At 52.4% G+C, this 19,679-nt stretch carries 14 protein-coding genes, 2 tRNA genes and 4 rRNA genes; 6 read left to right on the forward strand and 14 right to left on the reverse strand.

Going from position 1 to position 19,679, the window contains the following annotated elements:
- Positions 1-473: 473 nt before the first annotated feature.
- The 6 genes from P9J57_RS02310 to rrf (P9J57_RS02335) all read left to right on the forward strand — a co-directional run bounded on the left by P9J57_RS02310 (position 474) and on the right by rrf (P9J57_RS02335) (position 6,029).
- Positions 474-2,015 (forward strand): 16S ribosomal RNA (locus tag P9J57_RS02310).
- Between the two features lie 163 nt (positions 2,016-2,178).
- Positions 2,179-2,254: transfer RNA gene (locus P9J57_RS02315), tRNA-Glu, on the forward strand.
- A gap of 238 nt (positions 2,255-2,492) precedes the next feature.
- Positions 2,493-5,400, forward strand: a 23S ribosomal RNA gene (locus P9J57_RS02320).
- Positions 5,401-5,629: 229 nt separating this feature from the next.
- Positions 5,630-5,745, forward strand: a 5S ribosomal RNA gene (gene rrf / locus P9J57_RS02325).
- 55 nt (positions 5,746-5,800) lie between these two features.
- Positions 5,801-5,876 (forward strand) — tRNA-Thr (locus P9J57_RS02330).
- A 37-nt stretch (positions 5,877-5,913) separates the two neighbouring features.
- A 5S ribosomal RNA gene (gene rrf, locus P9J57_RS02335) occupies positions 5,914-6,029 on the forward strand.
- Together the 16S, 23S and 5S rRNA genes with 2 tRNA genes alongside form the textbook arrangement of a ribosomal RNA operon.
- Positions 6,030-6,381: 352 nt before the next feature.
- On the opposite strand, the gene P9J57_RS02340 is transcribed toward rrf (P9J57_RS02335), so the two are convergent.
- The 14 genes from P9J57_RS02340 to msrP all read right to left on the reverse strand — a co-directional run bounded on the left by P9J57_RS02340 (position 6,382) and on the right by msrP (position 19,562).
- Positions 6,382-7,140, reverse strand: a complete 759-nt coding sequence (locus P9J57_RS02340) for an amino acid ABC transporter ATP-binding protein (RefSeq protein ID WP_013027445.1) — start codon at positions 7,138-7,140, stop codon at positions 6,382-6,384.
- A gap of 7 nt (positions 7,141-7,147) precedes the next feature.
- The gene (locus tag P9J57_RS02345) at positions 7,148-8,248 is read right to left on the reverse strand and encodes an amino acid ABC transporter permease (RefSeq protein WP_013027444.1); all 1,101 of its coding nucleotides are present in this window, start codon (positions 8,246-8,248) and stop codon (positions 7,148-7,150) included.
- A gap of 15 nt (positions 8,249-8,263) precedes the next feature.
- Positions 8,264-9,442, reverse strand: a complete 1,179-nt coding sequence (locus P9J57_RS02350) for an amino acid ABC transporter permease (protein WP_013027443.1) — start codon at positions 9,440-9,442, stop codon at positions 8,264-8,266.
- Positions 9,443-9,512: 70 nt separating this feature from the next.
- Positions 9,513-10,538, reverse strand: a complete 1,026-nt coding sequence (locus P9J57_RS02355) for an amino acid ABC transporter substrate-binding protein (protein ID WP_014604880.1) — start codon at positions 10,536-10,538, stop codon at positions 9,513-9,515.
- Between the two features lie 544 nt (positions 10,539-11,082).
- On the reverse strand, positions 11,083-11,379 hold the full coding sequence (fis, locus tag P9J57_RS02360) for a DNA-binding transcriptional regulator Fis (protein WP_003855228.1): 297 nt from the start codon (positions 11,377-11,379) through the stop codon (positions 11,083-11,085).
- Positions 11,380-11,402: 23 nt separating this feature from the next.
- Positions 11,403-12,368, reverse strand: coding sequence for a tRNA dihydrouridine synthase DusB (dusB, locus tag P9J57_RS02365; RefSeq protein ID WP_014604881.1), 966 nt, complete (start codon positions 12,366-12,368; stop codon positions 11,403-11,405).
- A gap of 411 nt (positions 12,369-12,779) precedes the next feature.
- Entirely contained in the window at positions 12,780-13,664 is an 885-nt protein-coding gene (prmA, locus tag P9J57_RS02370) for a 50S ribosomal protein L11 methyltransferase (RefSeq protein ID WP_014604882.1), read from the reverse strand.
- A gap of 15 nt (positions 13,665-13,679) precedes the next feature.
- Positions 13,680-15,125: a sodium/pantothenate symporter gene (panF, locus tag P9J57_RS02375; RefSeq protein WP_064372811.1), complete on the reverse strand. Its 1,446-nt coding sequence runs from the start codon at positions 15,123-15,125 to the stop codon at positions 13,680-13,682.
- Positions 15,115-15,357, reverse strand: coding sequence for a YhdT family protein (locus tag P9J57_RS02380; RefSeq protein ID WP_014594741.1), 243 nt, complete (start codon positions 15,355-15,357; stop codon positions 15,115-15,117). Before P9J57_RS02380 ends, panF begins: the two co-directional genes overlap by 11 nt.
- Positions 15,358-15,429: 72 nt before the next feature.
- On the reverse strand, positions 15,430-16,779 hold the full coding sequence (gene accC / locus P9J57_RS02385; protein ID WP_013027437.1) for an acetyl-CoA carboxylase biotin carboxylase subunit: 1,350 nt from the start codon (positions 16,777-16,779) through the stop codon (positions 15,430-15,432).
- A gap of 11 nt (positions 16,780-16,790) precedes the next feature.
- Positions 16,791-17,255, reverse strand: coding sequence for an acetyl-CoA carboxylase biotin carboxyl carrier protein (accB, locus tag P9J57_RS02390; protein WP_013027436.1), 465 nt, complete (start codon positions 17,253-17,255; stop codon positions 16,791-16,793).
- Positions 17,256-17,280: 25 nt separating this feature from the next.
- The gene (gene aroQ, locus P9J57_RS02395) at positions 17,281-17,733 is read right to left on the reverse strand and encodes a type II 3-dehydroquinate dehydratase (RefSeq protein WP_015699405.1); all 453 of its coding nucleotides are present in this window, start codon (positions 17,731-17,733) and stop codon (positions 17,281-17,283) included.
- Positions 17,734-17,954: 221 nt separating this feature from the next.
- The gene (msrQ, locus tag P9J57_RS02400) at positions 17,955-18,557 is read right to left on the reverse strand and encodes a protein-methionine-sulfoxide reductase heme-binding subunit MsrQ (RefSeq protein ID WP_014604884.1); all 603 of its coding nucleotides are present in this window, start codon (positions 18,555-18,557) and stop codon (positions 17,955-17,957) included.
- Positions 18,558-19,562, reverse strand: coding sequence for a protein-methionine-sulfoxide reductase catalytic subunit MsrP (gene msrP / locus P9J57_RS02405; RefSeq protein ID WP_014594738.1), 1,005 nt, complete (start codon positions 19,560-19,562; stop codon positions 18,558-18,560).
- Between the last annotated feature and the right edge of the window lie 117 nt (positions 19,563-19,679).

The raw sequence follows: 19,679 nt of genomic DNA on the forward strand, positions 1-19,679 counted from the left end.
GTTTACCGGCAGCCTGATGCGATTGTGACCAACTGGCAAGGGGATTTTGCGCCGGATCGTTGGTGATCTAATCAATGTGAATGTTTTCTCGGCAGTCAGTAAAAAGATCCAAAAAAAGGGTTGTGCAATTAAATCGGATCCCTATAATGCGCCTCCATCGACACGGCACAACGGCTTACGGAATGCGGTGTTGAGAGGGTCAGGCAACTGAGCCGCCGGAGAAAAACTTCTGAAAAAGAGGTTGACTCTGAAGGAGGAAAGCGTAATATACGCCACCTCGCGACAGACGGTTAACCCGCTGTTCGCACTGCTCTTTAACAATTTATCAGACAATCTGTGTGGGCACTCGCAGGATTGATATCAGCGTCTCCGGACGTAAAAAATATCAAAGCCTCACGAGTGAACACATAATGAAATTCATTATGACGTTTTACAGATGAGCACCGCTGGACTTGTTTCAGCAAATCAAACTTAAATTGAAGAGTTTGATCATGGCTCAGATTGAACGCTGGCGGCAGGCCTAACACATGCAAGTCGGACGGTAGCACAGAGGAGCTTGCTCCTCGGGTGACGAGTGGCGGACGGGTGAGTAATGTCTGGGGATCTGCCCGATAGAGGGGGATAACCACTGGAAACGGTGGCTAATACCGCATAACGTCGCAAGACCAAAGAGGGGGACCTTCGGGCCTCTCACTATCGGATGAACCCAGATGGGATTAGCTAGTAGGCGGGGTAACGGCCCACCTAGGCGACGATCCCTAGCTGGTCTGAGAGGATGACCAGCCACACTGGAACTGAGACACGGTCCAGACTCCTACGGGAGGCAGCAGTGGGGAATATTGCACAATGGGCGCAAGCCTGATGCAGCCATGCCGCGTGTATGAAGAAGGCCTTCGGGTTGTAAAGTACTTTCAGCGGGGAGGAAGGCGATAAGGTTAATAACCTTGTCGATTGACGTTACCCGCAGAAGAAGCACCGGCTAACTCCGTGCCAGCAGCCGCGGTAATACGGAGGGTGCAAGCGTTAATCGGAATTACTGGGCGTAAAGCGCACGCAGGCGGTCTGTTAAGTCAGATGTGAAATCCCCGGGCTTAACCTGGGAACTGCATTTGAAACTGGCAGGCTTGAGTCTCGTAGAGGGGGGTAGAATTCCAGGTGTAGCGGTGAAATGCGTAGAGATCTGGAGGAATACCGGTGGCGAAGGCGGCCCCCTGGACGAAGACTGACGCTCAGGTGCGAAAGCGTGGGGTGCAAACAGGATTAGATACCCTGGTAGTCCACGCCGTAAACGATGTCGACTTGGAGGTTGTTCCCTTGAGGAGTGGCTTCCGGAGCTAACGCGTTAAGTCGACCGCCTGGGGAGTACGGCCGCAAGGTTAAAACTCAAATGAATTGACGGGGGCCCGCACAAGCGGTGGAGCATGTGGTTTAATTCGATGCAACGCGAAGAACCTTACCTACTCTTGACATCCAGAGAACTTAGCAGAGATGCTTTGGTGCCTTCGGGAACTCTGAGACAGGTGCTGCATGGCTGTCGTCAGCTCGTGTTGTGAAATGTTGGGTTAAGTCCCGCAACGAGCGCAACCCTTATCCTTTGTTGCCAGCGATTCGGTCGGGAACTCAAAGGAGACTGCCGGTGATAAACCGGAGGAAGGTGGGGATGACGTCAAGTCATCATGGCCCTTACGAGTAGGGCTACACACGTGCTACAATGGCGCATACAAAGAGAAGCGACCTCGCGAGAGCAAGCGGACCTCATAAAGTGCGTCGTAGTCCGGATCGGAGTCTGCAACTCGACTCCGTGAAGTCGGAATCGCTAGTAATCGTGGATCAGAATGCCACGGTGAATACGTTCCCGGGCCTTGTACACACCGCCCGTCACACCATGGGAGTGGGTTGCAAAAGAAGTAGGTAGCTTAACCTTCGGGAGGGCGCTTACCACTTTGTGATTCATGACTGGGGTGAAGTCGTAACAAGGTAACCGTAGGGGAACCTGCGGTTGGATCACCTCCTTACCTGAAGATACTTTCCCGCGAAGTGCTCACACAGATTGTCTGATAGAAAAGTAATGAGCAAAGCGTCTACGCGTTGGGGTGCGGTAACAATATTAATTGTCGCCTGATTATACAATCTCACCTTCACGTGAAACTACCCGTGTCTGTTGCACAAGTATTTCACGTCCCCTTCGTCTAGAGGCCCAGGACACCGCCCTTTCACGGCGGTAACAGGGGTTCGAATCCCCTAGGGGACGCCACTTGCTTGGTGACAGGTGAAAGGTGTTGCCCACATATCTTAAAAATGACTTGCGAGTCATGTTTAAGATATTGCTCTTTAACAATCCGGAACAAGCTGAAAATTTGAAACGACGCATTGTCGTGTTCCTCCGTAATAAGGAACACAGTACAACGCGTTCGAGTCTCTCAAAAGCTTACAGCTTACAAGCTAACTGTGAAGCCGTTACGGTGAAACAGATAAACGCCTGTGGGTTGTGAGGTTAAGCGACTAAGCGTACACGGTGGATGCCCTGGCAGTCAGAGGCGATGAAGGGCGTGCTAATCTGCGATAAGCGCCGGTAAGGTGATATGAACCGCTACAACCGGCGATACCCGAATGGGGAAACCCAGTGTGTTCCGACACACTATCATGCAGTGAATACATAGCTGTATGAGGCGAACCGGGGGAACTGAAACATCTAAGTACCCCGAGGAAAAGAAATCAACCGAGATTCCCCCAGTAGCGGCGAGCGAACGGGGAGGAGCCCAGAACCATCATCAGCTTGTGCATCAGTGGAAGCGTCTGGAAAGTCGCAGGGTACAGGGTGATACTCCCGTACACAAAGGTGCACAGGCTGTGAGTTCGATGAGTAAGGCGGGACACGTGGTATCCTGTCTGAATATGGGGGGACCATCCTCCAAGGCTAAATACTCCTGACTGACCGATAGTGAACCAGTACCGTGAGGGAAAGGCGAAAAGAACCCCGGCGAGGGGAGTGAAACAGAACCTGAAACCGTGTACGTACAAGCAGTGGGAGCCTTCTTTATGGGGGTGACTGCGTACCTTTTGTATAATGGGTCAGCGACTTATATTCTGTAGCAAGGTTAACCGTATAGGGGAGCCGCAGGGAAACCGAGTCTTAACTGGGCGTTAAGTTGCAGGGTATAGACCCGAAACCCGGTGATCTAGCCATGGGCAGGTTGAAGGTTGGGTAACACTAACTGGAGGACCGAACCGACTAATGTTGAAAAATTAGCGGATGACCTGTGGCTGGGGGTGAAAGGCCAATCAAACCGGGAGATAGCTGGTTCTCCCCGAAAGCTATTTAGGTAGCGCCTCGTGAACTCATCTCCGGGGGTAGAGCACTGTTTCGGCTAGGGGGCCATCCCGGCTTACCAACCCGATGCAAACTGCGAATACCGGAGAATGTTATCACGGGAGACACACGGCGGGTGCTAACGTCCGTCGTGAAGAGGGAAACAACCCAGACCGCCAGCTAAGGTCCCAAAGTCATGGTTAAGTGGGAAACGATGTGGGAAGGCCCAGACAGCCAGGATGTTGGCTTAGAAGCAGCCATCATTTAAAGAAAGCGTAATAGCTCACTGGTCGAGTCGGCCTGCGCGGAAGATGTAACGGGGCTAAACCATGCACCGAAGCTGCGGCAGCGACGCTTATGCGTTGTTGGGTAGGGGAGCGTTCTGTAAGCCGTCGAAGGTGTGCTGTGAGGCATGCTGGAGGTATCAGAAGTGCGAATGCTGACATAAGTAACGATAAACAAGGTGAAAAACCTTGTCGCCGGAAGACCAAGGGTTCCTGTTCAACGTTAATCGGAGCAGGGTGAGTCGACCCCTAAGGCGAGGCCGAAAGGCGTAGTCGATGGGAAACAGGTTAATATTCCTGTACTTGGTGTTACTGCGAAGGGGGGACGGAGAAGGCTATATCGGCCGGGCGACGGTTGTCCCGGTTTAAGCGTGTAGGTGTGTGTTCCAGGCAAATCCGGTTCACTTTACACTGAGGCGTGACGACGAGGCACTACGGTGCTGAAGTGATAAATGCCCTGCTTCCAGGAAAAGCCTCTAAGCATCAGGTAACACAAAATCGTACCCCAAACCGACACAGGTGGTCAGGTAGAGAATACCAAGGCGCTTGAGAGAACTCGGGTGAAGGAACTAGGCAAAATGGTGCCGTAACTTCGGGAGAAGGCACGCTGGCGCGTAGGTGAAGGGACTTGCTCCCGGAGCCGAAGCCAGTCGAAGATACCAGCTGGCTGCAACTGTTTATTAAAAACACAGCACTGTGCAAACACGAAAGTGGACGTATACGGTGTGACGCCTGCCCGGTGCCGGAAGGTTAATTGATGGGGTTATCCGCAAGGAGAAGCTCTTGATCGAAGCCCCGGTAAACGGCGGCCGTAACTATAACGGTCCTAAGGTAGCGAAATTCCTTGTCGGGTAAGTTCCGACCTGCACGAATGGCGTAATGATGGCCAGGCTGTCTCCACCCGAGACTCAGTGAAATTGAAATCGCTGTGAAGATGCAGTGTACCCGCGGCAAGACGGAAAGACCCCGTGAACCTTTACTACAGCTTGACACTGAACACTGAGCCTTGATGTGTAGGATAGGTGGGAGGCTTTGAAGCGTGGACGCCAGTCTGCGTGGAGCCGGCCTTGAAATACCACCCTTTAATGTTTGGTGTTCTAACGTAGGCCCGTAATCCGGGCTGCGGACAGTGTCTGGTGGGTAGTTTGACTGGGGCGGTCTCCTCCCAAAGCGTAACGGAGGAGCACGAAGGTTGGCTAATCCTGGTCGGACATCAGGAGGTTAGTGCAATGGCATAAGCCAGCTTGACTGCGAGAGTGACGGCTCGAGCAGGTGCGAAAGCAGGTCATAGTGATCCGGTGGTTCTGAATGGAAGGGCCATCGCTCAACGGATAAAAGGTACTCCGGGGATAACAGGCTGATACCGCCCAAGAGTTCATATCGACGGCGGTGTTTGGCACCTCGATGTCGGCTCATCACATCCTGGGGCTGAAGTAGGTCCCAAGGGTACGGCTGTTCGCCGTTTAAAGTGGTACGCGAGCTGGGTTTAGAACGTCGTGAGACAGTTCGGTCCCTATCTGCCGTGGGCGCTGGAGAATTGAGGGGGGTTGCTCCTAGTACGAGAGGACCGGAGTGAACGCACCGCTGGTGTCCGGGTTGTCACGCCAGTGGCACTGCCCGGTAGCTAAGTGCGGAAAAGATAAGTGCTGAAAGCATCTAAGCACGAAACTTGCCCCGAGATGAGTTCTCCCTGAGCCTTTAAGGCTCCTGAAGGGACGTTGAAGACGACGACGTTGATAGGCCGGGTGTGTAAGCGCAGCGATGCGTTGAGCTTACCGGTACTAATGACCCGTGAGGCTTAACCTTACAACGCCAGAGGCGTTTTGGTTGAGAGACGATTTAAATTTTCAGCATTGTTTACCGGATAAAGAATTTAGTTCTGTTCTGCGGACGCGAGTCCGAAGGATTTTGCGCTGAGTGCAAGGCGGCAACCGAGACGGGGTGAAGGAGCATACTGAGGTATGTGACTGAGCGGCGCGAGGGAAGCCAGCGCGGCAGCAGCGTGAAAGACGCAGGACGGAGCACAAAAAATTTGCCTGGCGGCCTTAGCGCGGTGGTCCCACCTGACCCCATGCCGAACTCAGAAGTGAAACGCCGTAGCGCCGATGGTAGTGTGGGGTCTCCCCATGCGAGAGTAGGGAACTGCCAGGCATCAAATTGAAAGACCCGAGCATCAGCATAACAGTGCCGGGAGTACCTGTTGCGTGCTGATATGGCTCAGTTGGTAGAGCGCACCCTTGGTAAGGGTGAGGTCCCCAGTTCGACTCTGGGTATCAGCACCAGTTATATATGGCTAGAGTTCGGCAAATAAAGAATTTGCCTGGCGGCTGTAGCGCGGTGGTCCCACCTGACCCCATGCCGAACTCAGAAGTGAAACGCCGTAGCGCCGATGGTAGTGTGGGGTCTCCCCATGCGAGAGTAGGGAACTGCCAGGCATCAAACAGAAAAGCCCCGTACGAAAGTGCGGGGCTTTTTTACGTCTGCAACGCGGTAAAAAGCCAATACTGAGCCGATTATCGCGCGCGGAAGGCCCCCTTTGGGCACTGAAAACTTTCGAATGCTCCTTTCCATATCAATAAAACGCCGGCTAAAAACCGGGCAACTGAGCTCAAACAGGGTTGTTAGCGTAATGAAACGCGATTATAAGCAACGCTGGCAGCTGAGGCGTTGTGCAACCACAGTTAACGCAGTGCGATTATTCGCGTAGCAGAAGAATATCATGCTGAGCGTCATGGGGGGAAACCGCACCTCCGTCGTAGACGAAGATGCGGGGAGAGATAAGAGGGGTTAGTGGATAACCTGGGACAGGAAAGCGCGGGTACGCTCTGACCGAGGATTAGCAAAAAACTCCTGCGGAGGAGCGACTTCCACGATCTCACCGCGATCCATAAAGATCACTCTGTCGGCTACCGTACGGGCAAAGCCCATTTCGTGCGTCACACAAAGCATTGTCATACCATCTTCGGCCAGTCCAATCATCGTATCGAGCACTTCCTTCACCATCTCTGGATCCAGAGCAGAGGTCGGCTCATCAAACAGCATGATTTTAGGCTTCATGCATAGCGAACGTGCGATAGCTACGCGCTGCTGCTGTCCCCCAGAAAGCTGGCCGGGAAACTTATGCGCATGTTCCTCAATACGAACACGCTTGAGGTAGTGCATAGCAAGCTCTTCGGCTTCCTTTTTGGCAATTTTACGCACCCACATGGGCGCCAGCGTGCAGTTCTGCAAAACGGTAAGATGAGGGAAAAGGTTAAAATGTTGAAACACCATACCGACCTCGGTACGGACCCGCTCAATGTTGCGCACATCATCATTCAAATGAATACCATCAACCACAATACGGCCCTTCTGGTGTTCTTCAAGATGGTTGATGCAGCGAATTGTGGTGGATTTGCCTGAACCTGATGGACCACACAAGACGATACGTTCCTGGGGTTTAACCTGAAGATTAATATCTTTCAGCACATGGAATTGCCCATACCACTTGTTCACATTTTCCAGCGAAATCATCGCATTGGTTGAATCAGTTATTATTTGTGTCATAGAAACCTCAGTGCGATTTGCGCCCGGTGTGAAAACGTTTTTCCAGATACTGGCTGTAACGCGACATGCTAAAACAGAAAATCCAGTAGACCAGCGCGGCAAAGACATAGCCTTCAGTAGACATGCCTAGCCAGGCGGGATCGACGGTAGCCTGCTGCACGCTACTAAACAGATCGAATAAACCAATAATGATGACCAGGCTGGTATCTTTGAATAACGCGATAATGGTATTCACCAGTCCTGGAATAGTCAGCTTTAAGGCCTGCGGAAGGATGACCAGCATTTGCGTCTTCCAGTATCCCAGAGCCAGCGATTCAGCAGCTTCATACTGCCCCTTAGGCAAGGCTTGCAGTCCACCACGTACCACCTCTGCCACATAAGCCGACTGGAACAAGATCACGCCAACCAGTGCACGCACCAGTTTGTCGATGGTCGTTCCTTCTGCCATAAACAACGGCAACATGACCGAAGACATAAACAGCACGGTTATCAGCGGCACGCCGCGCCAGAACTCAATAAAAATCACTGACAGCGTTCGCACCACTGGCATCCGGGAGCGTCGTCCCAGCGCCAGTAAAATCCCCAGCGGTAAGGCGCCAGCGATACCAACGGATGCAATGATCAGCGTCAGTGTAAGCCCACCCCATTGACGGGTTTCCACCCGGTCCAGCCCTAAGAAACCGCCATACAACAGAAACCAGACAACAAGGGGATAGCATACTGCCCATGCGGCAATGTAGCGTCCACGATAAGGCAGCCGTTTAATAAACATCGGCACAATGGATGCCAGCCCAATGACCAGCGCCAGGTTGATGCGCCAGCGCAGCTCATGTGGATAAAGCCCATACATAAACTGGCCAAAGCGGGCATGAATAAAGACCCAACATGCCCCCTCTTTCGTACAGTCTGCGCGTGTTGTGCCGAACCAGTTTGCATCGAAGATCAGCCAGTTCAGAGCAGGTGGAATCACATGCCAGATAAGCCAGATGCAAAGCAGCGTCAGACAGGTATTAAACCACCCTGAAAACAGATTTTTGCGCGCCCACAGCCAGGCCCGGCTCAGCGGTGATGAGGCTATCTGCGGTGTTTCGTGTGTAGTGACAGACATAGTTATCCCGTTCTCTTAACGCTCAACCAGCGCGATTTTGCGGTTGTAGAAGTTCATCAACATTGAAATCAGCAGGCTGATAATCAGATAGACGCTCATGGTGATAGCAATGGTTTCGATGGCCTGGCCGGTCTGATTCAGGACCGTTCCGGCAAACAACGACACCATATCGGGATAGCCAATTGCCGCAGCCAGAGAAGAGTTCTTCACAATATTCAGATACTGGCTGGTAAGGGGAGGAATGATCACGCGCATCGCCTGAGGGATAATAACCTGACGCAAGGTGACCGGATTGGGTAATCCCAGCGAGCGGGCCGCCTCATGCTGCCCATAGGGCACAGCCTGAATACCTGATCGAATGACTTCCGCAATAAACGAGGAGGTATAAATCGACAGCGCCAGCGTCAGTGCCGCCAGCTCAGGAATCATGACGAAACCGCCCCTAAAGTTAAAGCCGCGTAACTCAGGAATGTCCCAATGCATGGCTGCGCCAAAGCCCAGATGTGCAATGAAGGGAAAGAGTAACAACATCAAAATGGCGACAGGCCAGGTGCGACGAAATTGACCGGTTTTAAGCTGATGCTGACGGTTGAAGCGGAACAGGGCATAACTCGCGACAACAGCCAAAACGAGGGCAATAACAAATGGCCAGCTTCCCGGTGCATAGGTCGGCCAGGGCACATACAGGCCACGGTTGCTGACGAAGGCCAGATCGAAAGCATTGAGCGCCTGACGGGGGCCGGGCAGGTTACGTAATACCGCAAAATACCAAAAGAAGATCTGGAGTAAGGGAGGAATATTGCGGAAAGTTTCAATATAGATATTGGCGATTTTACGCAGTAACCAGTTATCTGACAGGCGTGCCAGCCCGATAAAAAAACCCAGAACAGATGCAAAAACAATACAGAGTGCCGAAACCAGTAACGTATTGGTCAGCCCGACCAGAAAGACGCGTGCGTAGGTGTCACCCTCAGTGTAGTCAATAAGATGCTGAACAATGCCGAAACCCGCATTGCGCTCCAGAAAACCAAACCCGGAAGTAATACCGCGATTAGCGAGATTGATAACGGTGTTGTGGATAAGGTAGCCCACCACAGCAACTACAATAATGATCGCAACTATCTGGTAAAGCCAGGCTCGAACCGTGGGATTACCGAACGAAAAATCCCTTTTCACGGTTGGGCGTTGTGACATGTTTAAACCTCAATAACAAAAGCTTTGCTGGGGCACCGTAGAAAACGGTGCCCGACGGGTTGAGGCGCGATTAACGTACCGGTGGCGCGTACTGAATACCGCCCTGATTCCAGAGTGCATTCTGGCCACGAGCGATTTTTAACGGGCTGTCTTTACCGACGTTGCGATCAAAACTTTCCTGATAGTTACCTACCTGTTTAATGATGTTGTAAGCCCATTTGTTATCCAGCTTCAAATCTTTGCCGAAATCACCTTCAGCGCCCAGCAGGTGAGCCATATCAGGTGTTGCCGGTTTAGCCGTCATTTCATCAACGTTTTTGGAGTTGATACCCATCTCTTCAGCGTTCAGCATGGCGAAAAGCGACCACTTAACAATGGTGAACCAGTCATCATCACCGCGACGTACAAGCGGCCCCAGTGGTTCTTTAGAAATCACTTCAGGCAGGACGATAAAGTCGTCTGGTTTACCTAATTTAATGCGCAGGGCGTACAGCTGAGACTGGTCAGAGGCCAGCGTGTCGCAACGGCCGCTGTCCAGTGCCTTAGCGGATTCATCAGAGCGATCGAAGGTGACCGGCGTGTACTGCATTTTGTTGGCTTTAAAGAAGTCAGCGACGTTCAGCTCGGTATCGGTGCCCGCCTGAATACAGACGGTCGCACCGTCGAGTTCTTTCGCGCTCTTGAGACCCGCTTTCTTGTGGGTCAGGAAGCCAATGCCGTCGTAGTAGTTGACGCCGGTAAACATGAAGCCCATGCCGCCGTCACGTGATGAGGTCCAGGTGGTATTGCGAGAAAGCACGTCGACTTCGCCGGACTGCAGCGCGGTAAAACGCTCTTTTGCCGTCAGCGGGGTGTACTTCACTTTTGTGGCGTCGCCAAATACGGCAGCCGCGGCAGCACGACAGATATCCACATCAAGGCCGGTAAATTTGCCACTGGCATCCGCATAAGAGAACCCTGGCAGGCCATCGCTGATCCCACACTGAATGAAGCCTTTCTTTTTAATCGCATCGAGTGTAGGGCCTGCGTGGGCCTGCTGAGCAACGGCAAGCAGAGAAGCCGCAGCAACCAGAGTAGAGAGCATCATCTTTTTCATAAAGCATCCTGTGTGGCATGTCATGTTGTGTTGTTATGTATTGCGCACTTTGTTGTGCGTCCTGTCTGTGGCGAACGGCCCTCCACGACTTTGCAAAGCCAGTGCCAGGTTTGCAGAATCCTGAAGTCACCTGAAAGATCGGGTAATAATCTGAATTATCTGGAAGGCTGCGTTAATATGACGCACCAAAAGGAAGCATTTCGAGTCGTAGGGATCACATTTAGTGCAAAATGTTTCACTATTTAGCAACATTGTGAGCAGCGTTGCATGTGCTGACTGCAAGCAGGGCGCTCGTTGCGAAAAAAGTAAAGCAGGCTCACACAAGGCCGCTATAGCGGGGCTGAGAGGCTGGAAACGGGAAAAGACAGGGTTGGAAATGAGGACGATATGAAAAAGGCAGCCCGTTAAAAATCACGCTGGCGACTGCAACTACAGTTACCATATTTGACGCAACTGTTTCACAAGTTTTAAAACAATTTGTGTGTCAGGGCACAAATAAAAACGCCAGCCCTGAGGCTGGCGAGATTAACGGCCTGAACCTGAATCAGTTCATGCCGTATTTTTTCAGTTTCTTACGCAGCGTACCGCGGTTGATACCCATCATCAGGGCAGCACGGGTCTGGTTGCCACGGGTATACTGCATCACCATGTCCAACAGAGGCTGCTCGACTTCAGCCAAAACCAGCTCATACAGGTCACTAACATCCTGACCATTCAGTTGAGCAAAATAGTTCTTCAGTGCCTGTTTAACCGAATCACGCAAAGGTTTTTGAGTTACCTGATCCTGTGAGTTAACGGTAGAAACGGTCAGTACGTCAGAATTTACGCGTTGTTCGAACATAGTTCTTTCAGCTCTTTATTTCGTTACGCAAGATTTTCGAAGTATGCCTCCAACGCCTCCAGCTGTTCGCTGGCATCCTCAATGGCGTTGAATGTGCGCCGAAACTGGTCATTTGGGGCATGTTCCTGGAGATACCAGGAGACGTGCTTTCGCGCTATACGGTATCCCTTGCCTGAACCGTAAAAGTCGTGCAGCTCACGTATATGCGAAACAAGCAAACGCTTGACCTCTGCCAGTGGCAGCGGGGCAAGCAGCTCCCCAGTGTCCAGATAATGCTGGATTTCCCGGAAGATCCACGGTCTTCCCTGAGCAGCACGTCCTATCATCAGAGCATCGGCTCCGGTGTAGTCGAGCACTGCTCTGGCTTTATGCGGGTCAGTTATGTCTCCATTCGCGATAATCGGAATAGAAACACTCTGCTTAACTGTCCGAATACTGTCGTATTCAGCGTCTCCGTTGAACAGGCAGGCACGAGTGCGGCCATGTATCGTCAAAGCCTGAATGCCACAGCGTTCAGCCAATTGGGCAATCGCGACACAGTTTCTGTTTTCTGGATCCCATCCGGTACGGATTTTCAGCGTTACCGGGACATCAACAGCATTTACCACGGCAGAGAGAATTGACTCTACTACTGAGGGATACTGCAGTAAGGCGGAGCCCGCCATTTTGCGGTTCACCTTTTTCGCCGGGCAACCCATATTAATATCAATAACCTGTGCACCAGCATCAACATTAATACGTGCAGCCTGGGCCATCTCACTGGGATCACAGCCTGCAATCTGGACGGCACGAATGCCGGGTTCATCACTGTGCACCATGCGTAAACGAGATTTGTCACTGGCCCAGACTTCGGGGTTCGATGACAACATCTCAGAAACCGCCATTCCTGCACCCATCTCGTGACAAAGCGTTCTGAAAGGCCTGTCGGTAATACCGGCCATCGGCGCTGCAATCAGTCGATTTCTCAGCTGGAGGTTTCCAATGCGCATGAAGTCGTAATGCCATACTGTGTCTGCAAGGCGGCGTATATTACGCATTTTTTTATGAAGATGAAAGGCCAAACTTTGAACAATTCACAAGAAAACCGCTTTTATCCTGCCCGGACCCTGTTGATAAGGATAAATAACAAGATAAATCAGTAGATTAAGTGTTTGTGTTTATTTTGTGAACAAAGGTTTTTCCGACGAAGATTCGGTATTCACCAGATAAAAAACGTCACATACCGTGATTAACGATACAAGCAGCGGTTTTATCAACCACAAAGACTGCGCCACAAGAGGGTTTAGCCTCAGCCGATTGCAATCGCGGCTCTGGGTGAAACACTGAACGGACAGTAACGAATGTTTAACAGCCCTACCGATCCGCCAGGGCTGCTGTTGGTAGCTGCAATGCCTGAAAGGCTAAGCGGTTTTAACGCCTGTAATACGACACCACTCTTCCTTGACTGCAACGGGATCGAGCGCAAAATGCGTCCTGTAAGCTTCACAGACGCTTTCAGCCTGGCTCTCCAGTACGCCTGACAAACCAAGATGCCCACCAGATTTAGGCAGGACACCAATAAGCGGTGCCAGCTCGCGGAGCGGCCCGGCCAGGATATTCGCGACCACGACATCAGCCTGCAGGTTTTCCGGCTGCTGATGCGGCAGATACAGGGATAAACGATCGGCCACCCCATTGCGCTCGGCGTTGTCGCGGCTGGCCTGGATCGCCTGGGGATCAATATCAATACCGATAGCCTGCGCCGCCCCAAGTTTAAGCGCCGCAATTGCCAGGATCCCTGAACCGCAGCCAAAATCGATCACGGTTTTACCCGCGAGATCCAGGCCGTCGAGCCACGTCAGGCACAGTGAAGTGGTGGGGTGCGTGCCGGTTCCGAACGCCAGGCCGGGATCGAGCATCACATTGACGGCATCGGGGTCGGGTACATCGCGCCAGCTTGGACAGATCCACAAACGCTCACCGAACCGCATAGGATGGAAGTTTTCCATCCATTCACGTTCCCAGTCTTTGTCTTCGATCTGCTCGATCTTGTGACGGAAATTCTCGCCGAGCAGCGGATGTTGAGACAGTTCCGCAATCACGCCATCCATGTCGCTTTCAGCGTCGAACAATCCGATAACGTCGGTATCACCCCATAAACGCGTTTCACCCGGCATAGGTTCATATACCGGCGTATCGTTTGTGTCCTGAAAGGTCACAGACACGGCACCGACTTCCATTAGCGCGTCGCTCAGTCCTTCCGCGTTTGCGCCAGAACTGTTAATTTTGATTTGAATCCAAGGCATAACGTCTCTCTTAATTCAGTGTTGTGGTGCATCAACCGCATGCGGTAAGCGCCCAAACAGGTTGCCGACCAGGAACGCCAGCAGACTTAACATTAATGACGGCACAATGGGATGAAAACCCCATAGTTGCAGACCAAAGGTTGCCAGAACGGCATAACATCCTCCGCCCACCACCATGCCGCTGACAGCGCCGGCGGCATTAGCGCGCTCCCAATATAAACCCAGCACCAGCGGCCATAAGAACACGGCTTCCAGACCACCAAAAGCCAGCAGGTTGAGCCAGATAATCATGTCTGGCGGATGCCAGGCGACAAACAGCAGTATGACACCCAGCAAAAAGGTCACCATCCCCGATAATATTCGCAACCGCGGCTCATTATCGATTTGCTGCGGTGCAAGGCGCAGGTAGAGGTCTTTCACCAGCGTAGCGGAGGCCTGCAGCAACTGGGCATTGATAGTGGACATGATCGCCGCCATCGGCGCGGCTAAAAACAGCCCGGCAGCCAGTGGTGGTAGCACGGTGATCATCAGCGTAGGGATAACGCTGTCCGGCACGGTCAGGTCAGGTAATACCGCGCGTCCGAGCGCCCCGGCCAGATGCATTCCCAGCATCAGGAGCACAACAACAATGGTGCCAAGCACAATAGCCCGGTGTACCGCTTTACTGTCCTTGTAAGAGATACAGCGAACGGCGGTGTGCGGCAGGCCGATGACGCCAAAGCAGACCAGCACGATAAACGAGCTCAGGAACGTGGGCGTAATAATATCGCCCGGTCCCTCCGGCGACAGCAGCTTGGGATCGATGGCGTGCAGTTTATCGACGGCCGAGTGAATACCGCCAGCGTGGTGAATAACGGCAAACAGCAGTAAAAACGTGCCTATCAGCATCACCACGCCCTGCATCGCATCATTCAGCACACTGGCGCGGAAGCCGCCGAAGGCCGTATAAAGCGCTATTGTGCCGCCAAAGATCAACAGGCCGGTGTCGTAAGGGATCCCGGCAGCGGTTTCCAGCAGACGCGCGCCACCAATAAACTGCACGGCCATCGCGCCCACGAAGGCAACCAGCAGGCTCAGGCTGGCTAACCAGACCAGCAGCGTACTGCCATAGCGTGCATAGAGCATATCGTTAAGGGTCACGGCGTTGTGCTTGCGCGCCAGAATGGCAAACTTTTTACCCAGCACGCCTAACGACAGCCAGACAGCAGGGACCTGTACCATAGCCAGCAGCACCCAGCCCAGGCCATACTTATAGGCTGCACCCGGCCCGCCGATAAACGAGCTCGCACTGATATAGGTGGTCGTAATGGTCATTGCCAGGACAAATCCGCCCATTGAGCGGCTGCCCAGGAAATACTCAGTCAGGAAATTTCCCTGGCGTTGTTTTCGCATCGCAAAGACGGAAAGGCCCGCGATAACAGCCAGATAAGCCAGCAGTGGAAGAATGATTTCAGTATTCATTTTCATCCTCCAGCGACATATTCCGGAAGATCTTACGCACCATCATCCAGCATAAAAAAATGAATAGTAGGGGGGCAAAAAGACAGGAGAGCTCAAACCAGCGAGGTAAGCCGGTCAGGCCAGTGGCATTTCCCCCTAACCAGGCAGAACCGCCCCAGACGGCTAACCAGGCCAGCGTCAGATAGAGTGACCAGCGAGCTTCTTTATGAGCCTGTAAATAACGCGCGTCCATAGTGTGACCTCAACGCCAGCGGGAAAAGAAAAAGGCCGGAATATCCGGCCTCAGACTGACTCAGCGTGGCGATTACTTCTCGTGCAGGCCAAGCTTTTTCTCCAGATAGTGGATATTGGTTCCACCCTGCTGGAAGTTCTCATCGGACATGATTTTCATCTGCAGTTCGATGTTGGTTTTGATACCGTCGATAATCAGCTCCGCCAGGGCATTTTTCATACGTGCAATGGCGATATCGCGGGTTTCACCGTAGGTGATTAACTTGCCAATCATGGAGTCATAATAAGGCGGTACGCTGTAACCGGCATAAATATGAGATTCCCAACGCACGCCAAAACCACCCGGCGCATGGAAGCGGGTGATTTTGCCCGGGCTTGGCAGGAAGCTAACCGGATCTTCCGCGTTGATACGGCACTCGACCGCATGACCGCGAATAATCACGTCTTCCTGCTTGATTGACAGCGGCTGACCCGCAGCAATACGCAGCTGCTCTTTAATCAGGTCAACGCCGGTGATCATCTCGGTAACCGGATGCTCAACCTGGATACGGGTGTTCATTTCAATGAAATAGAACTCGCCGTTTTCATACAGGAATTCAAACGTACCTGCCCCGCGATAGCCAATATCAATACAGGCTCGGGTGCAACGCTCACCGATGAAGGAACGCAATTCTGGCGTGATCCCCGGTGCTGGCGCTTCTTCCACGACCTTCTGGTGGCGACGCTGCATTGAACAGTCGCGTTCGCCCAGATAAATGGCATTGCCCTGGCCGTCGGCCAGTACCTGAATCTCGATATGGCGTGGATTCTCCAGATACTTTTCCATGTAAACCATGTCGTTGTTGAAAGCCGCTTTGGCTTCCGCTTTCGTCATGTTGATGGATTGTTCCAGATCTTTATCGCTACGCACAACGCGCATGCCGCGACCGCCGCCGCCGCCAGAGGCTTTGATAATAACCGGATAGCCGATGCGCTTGGCGAAGGCACGGTTTTTTTCCATGTCATCGGTGAGCGAGCCATCGGAGCCGGGGACGGTAGGAACGCCCGCTTTCTTCATCGCGGTAATCGCGGACACTTTATCGCCCATCAGGCGAATGGTATCGGCTTTCGGACCGACGAAGATAAAGCCAGAGCGCTCAACCTGCTCAGCAAAATCGGCATTCTCAGAAAGGAAGCCGTAGCCGGGGTGAATCGCCACCGCGCCGGTGATCTCAGCGGCAGAAATCAGCGCCGGGATGTTGAGGTAACTTTTGACCGACTGCGCCGGGCCGATGCAAACCGTTTCGTCTGCCAGCAGCACGTGCTTCAGGTCACGATCCGCGCTTGAATGGACCGCGACAGTCTTGATGCCCAGTTCTTTACAGGCACGCAGAATGCGCAGCGCAATCTCACCGCGGTTAGCAATAACAATTTTATCCAGCATGGTTCGCCCCGTTATTCGATGACAACAAGTGGCTCGTCAAATTCTACCGGCTGACCACTTTCCACCAGAATGGCTTTAACAACGCCAGACTTATCCGCTTCAATCTGGTTCATCATTTTCATGGCTTCAACGATGCACAGCGTGTCACCTGCATTGACTTTCTGACCCACTTCCACGAACGCTTTTGCATCCGGGCTTGGTGTGCGATAGAAGGTCCCTACCATTGGTGAACGTACGATGTGGCCGCTGATCTCAGCAGGCGCGGCTTCTGCAACGGCGGCAACAGGTGCAACGGCTGTCGCCAGAGCAGGCTGTTGAGCAACCGGCGCGGCATAAGCCTGTTGCATCATTGGGTAACCGGTATTTGCAGGTGCGCGACTGATGCGAACAGACTCTTCGCCTTCGGAGATTTCCAGCTCAGAAATGCCAGATTCTTCAACCAGTTCGATCAGTTTTTTAATTTTACGAATATCCATGAATGGGGTTCCGTACTCAGTTTGATTAATTAGTATGAGACAGGCGCTTTACTGCCGTTTGCAATGCCCACGAGTAACCGTCAGCGCCAAGCCCACAAATGACGCCAGCAGAGACATCAGAAAAATAGGAGTGATGGCGAAAAGGCTCGCGACCGTGCACATTTGACAGGTGAACTTCGATAAAGGGAATATTCACCGCTAGCAGCGCATCACGTAATGCTACGCTGGTATGCGTAAACGCAGCAGGATTGATAAGGATATAATCCACATTGCCTTTTGCCTCATGAATGCGATCAATAAGCTGAAACTCAGCATTGGATTGCATATGGCTTAATCTTACATTCAGCTGGTCTGCCTGATGGCTCAAATCGGAAACGATCTGATCCAGGGTGACATCCCCGTATTTTTCAGGCTCGCGCGTCCCTAACAGATTAATGTTGGGACCGTTCAAAAGCAGAATATGTAATTTGTCGGCCATCTTGCTGCCATCTCCCGCAATCATTGAGGCATCGCGTAAAATACCTTGCCGCTTTCCATTTGTCACCCGTCACAGTAAAAAAGAAGCGTCATATCGCAATAAAGCCGGGCATTATATCCGTTTCGTGGCATTTCGCAGCAAAATACTGGTCTTATCTGCGAAGTTGATCGGGTGCGGCCTGTGGACCCCATTTTTCGCAGACGTTCGGAGAAGCGCAGGGGCTAACGCGGCCACCATTTAATGAACTTTTTATAGCGCCAGGCTAACAGGAACAGGGCGAAAAGCGCGTAGATGACAGGCTGGGGAGAAAGGATTTTTACCGACCATATGTAGTGAATTGGGGCCAAAATCGCGACCAGATAAATCGCGTTGTGCAAGGTTTGCCAGCGTCTGCCCAGTTTTCGCTGCATGCGTTGAAAAGAGGTCACCGCCAGCGCCAGCAGAATAAACCAGCAAATAATTCCCAGCGTGAGATAGGGGCGTGAAATCAGTTCGCTACCGAGCAGACCAAGGTTGTTAATGCCCAGTTCCAGCAGGTAGTAGCTGGTTAAATGCAGGCTGGCCCAGAAAAAAGTCCAGATCCCCAGCAGCCGTCGGGTGCGAATGAGCAAAGGCTGTTTGGCGATGCGCGTTAACGGCGAGACAAGCAGCGTCGCCAGTAGCAGTTTCAGCGCCATACGGCCGGTAAAATGCTGGATATCTTTGGCGGGATCGGCGCTAAGACCGCCCTGCATAGCGGCCATAATCAAGTAAACCAGCGGTAAGAAAGCCGCCAGATGTAGCAGGACTTTAAGCCAGCCGATCTGCTTTATTGTCAGGCGCACTCAATAATTCTCCCGTAAATCCATACCGCGATACAGCGACGCGACCTGATCGGCATAACCGTTGAAGAGTAATGTCGGCTGACGATCCACATTAAAGCTGCTGCCCGGACCAATAAAACGCTCGGTCGCCTGCGACCAGCGTGGATGATTAACATGCGGATTAACGTTGGCATAGAAGCCGTACTCGTTATCGGCAATCTGGTTCCAGGTCGTCGGTGGCTGATCATGCGTCAGCGTGATTTTCACAATGGACTTGATGCCCTTAAAGCCATATTTCCATGGGACCGTCAGGCGAATCGGGGCGCCATTCTGTGGGGGCAGCGCTTTACCGTAAACGCCTGTCGTCAGAATCGTGAGGGGATGCATGGCTTCGTCCAGACGCAAACCTTCTACATAAGGGTAATTTAGCCCGCCGCCGATAAAGCGATCTTTTTGACCAGGCATCTGATCGGGAGCATAAAGTGTCTGGAAAGCGACAAAGCGCGCTTTGCTGGTGGGTTCTGCCAGCTTCAGGAGTTTATTGAGTTCGAAACCTATCCAGGGCACCACCATCGACCAGGCTTCAACGCATCGCATCCGATAGATACGCTGCTCCATGGCAAAGCGTTTGAAGATATCATCCATATCTAATGTGATGGGCTTTGCCACTTCGCCTTCAATCGTCAGCTTCCAGGGATCGGTCTTTAGCGTCCCCGCATTGGCGGCCGGATCGGCTTTATCAAGGCCAAACTCATAGAAATTGTTATAGCCCGAAACCTTATCTGCAGGCGTCAACGGCAGGTTAGCCTGGTATTGTGCAGGTTTGGTAAAGTCCAGAGCGCGGCCTGCGGGCGCGGGTGGGCGGTCATTGCCTTTAAACCAACTCAGAATATCGGCGTTGGCCATGCCGGGAATGCTGATAGCGGCAGCGCCCAGACCCAGGGTCTGAAGCACGCGACGACGATTCATATTAAAGATGTTTTCTGGCGTTACATCAGCTTCAGTCAGGCGTTTTTTCAGCGTCATCGTCTCTTCTCCGGCTCGATTTTCATCATCAGCATGATGACTATTACTTAAGCTGGCGAATTTTGCCGCAAAAATGTGAAATTTCCTGGTAAACCCTTCCAATGAGAATGCGCTGAA

This window comes from Pantoea sp. nfd-35, assembly GCF_056892255.1.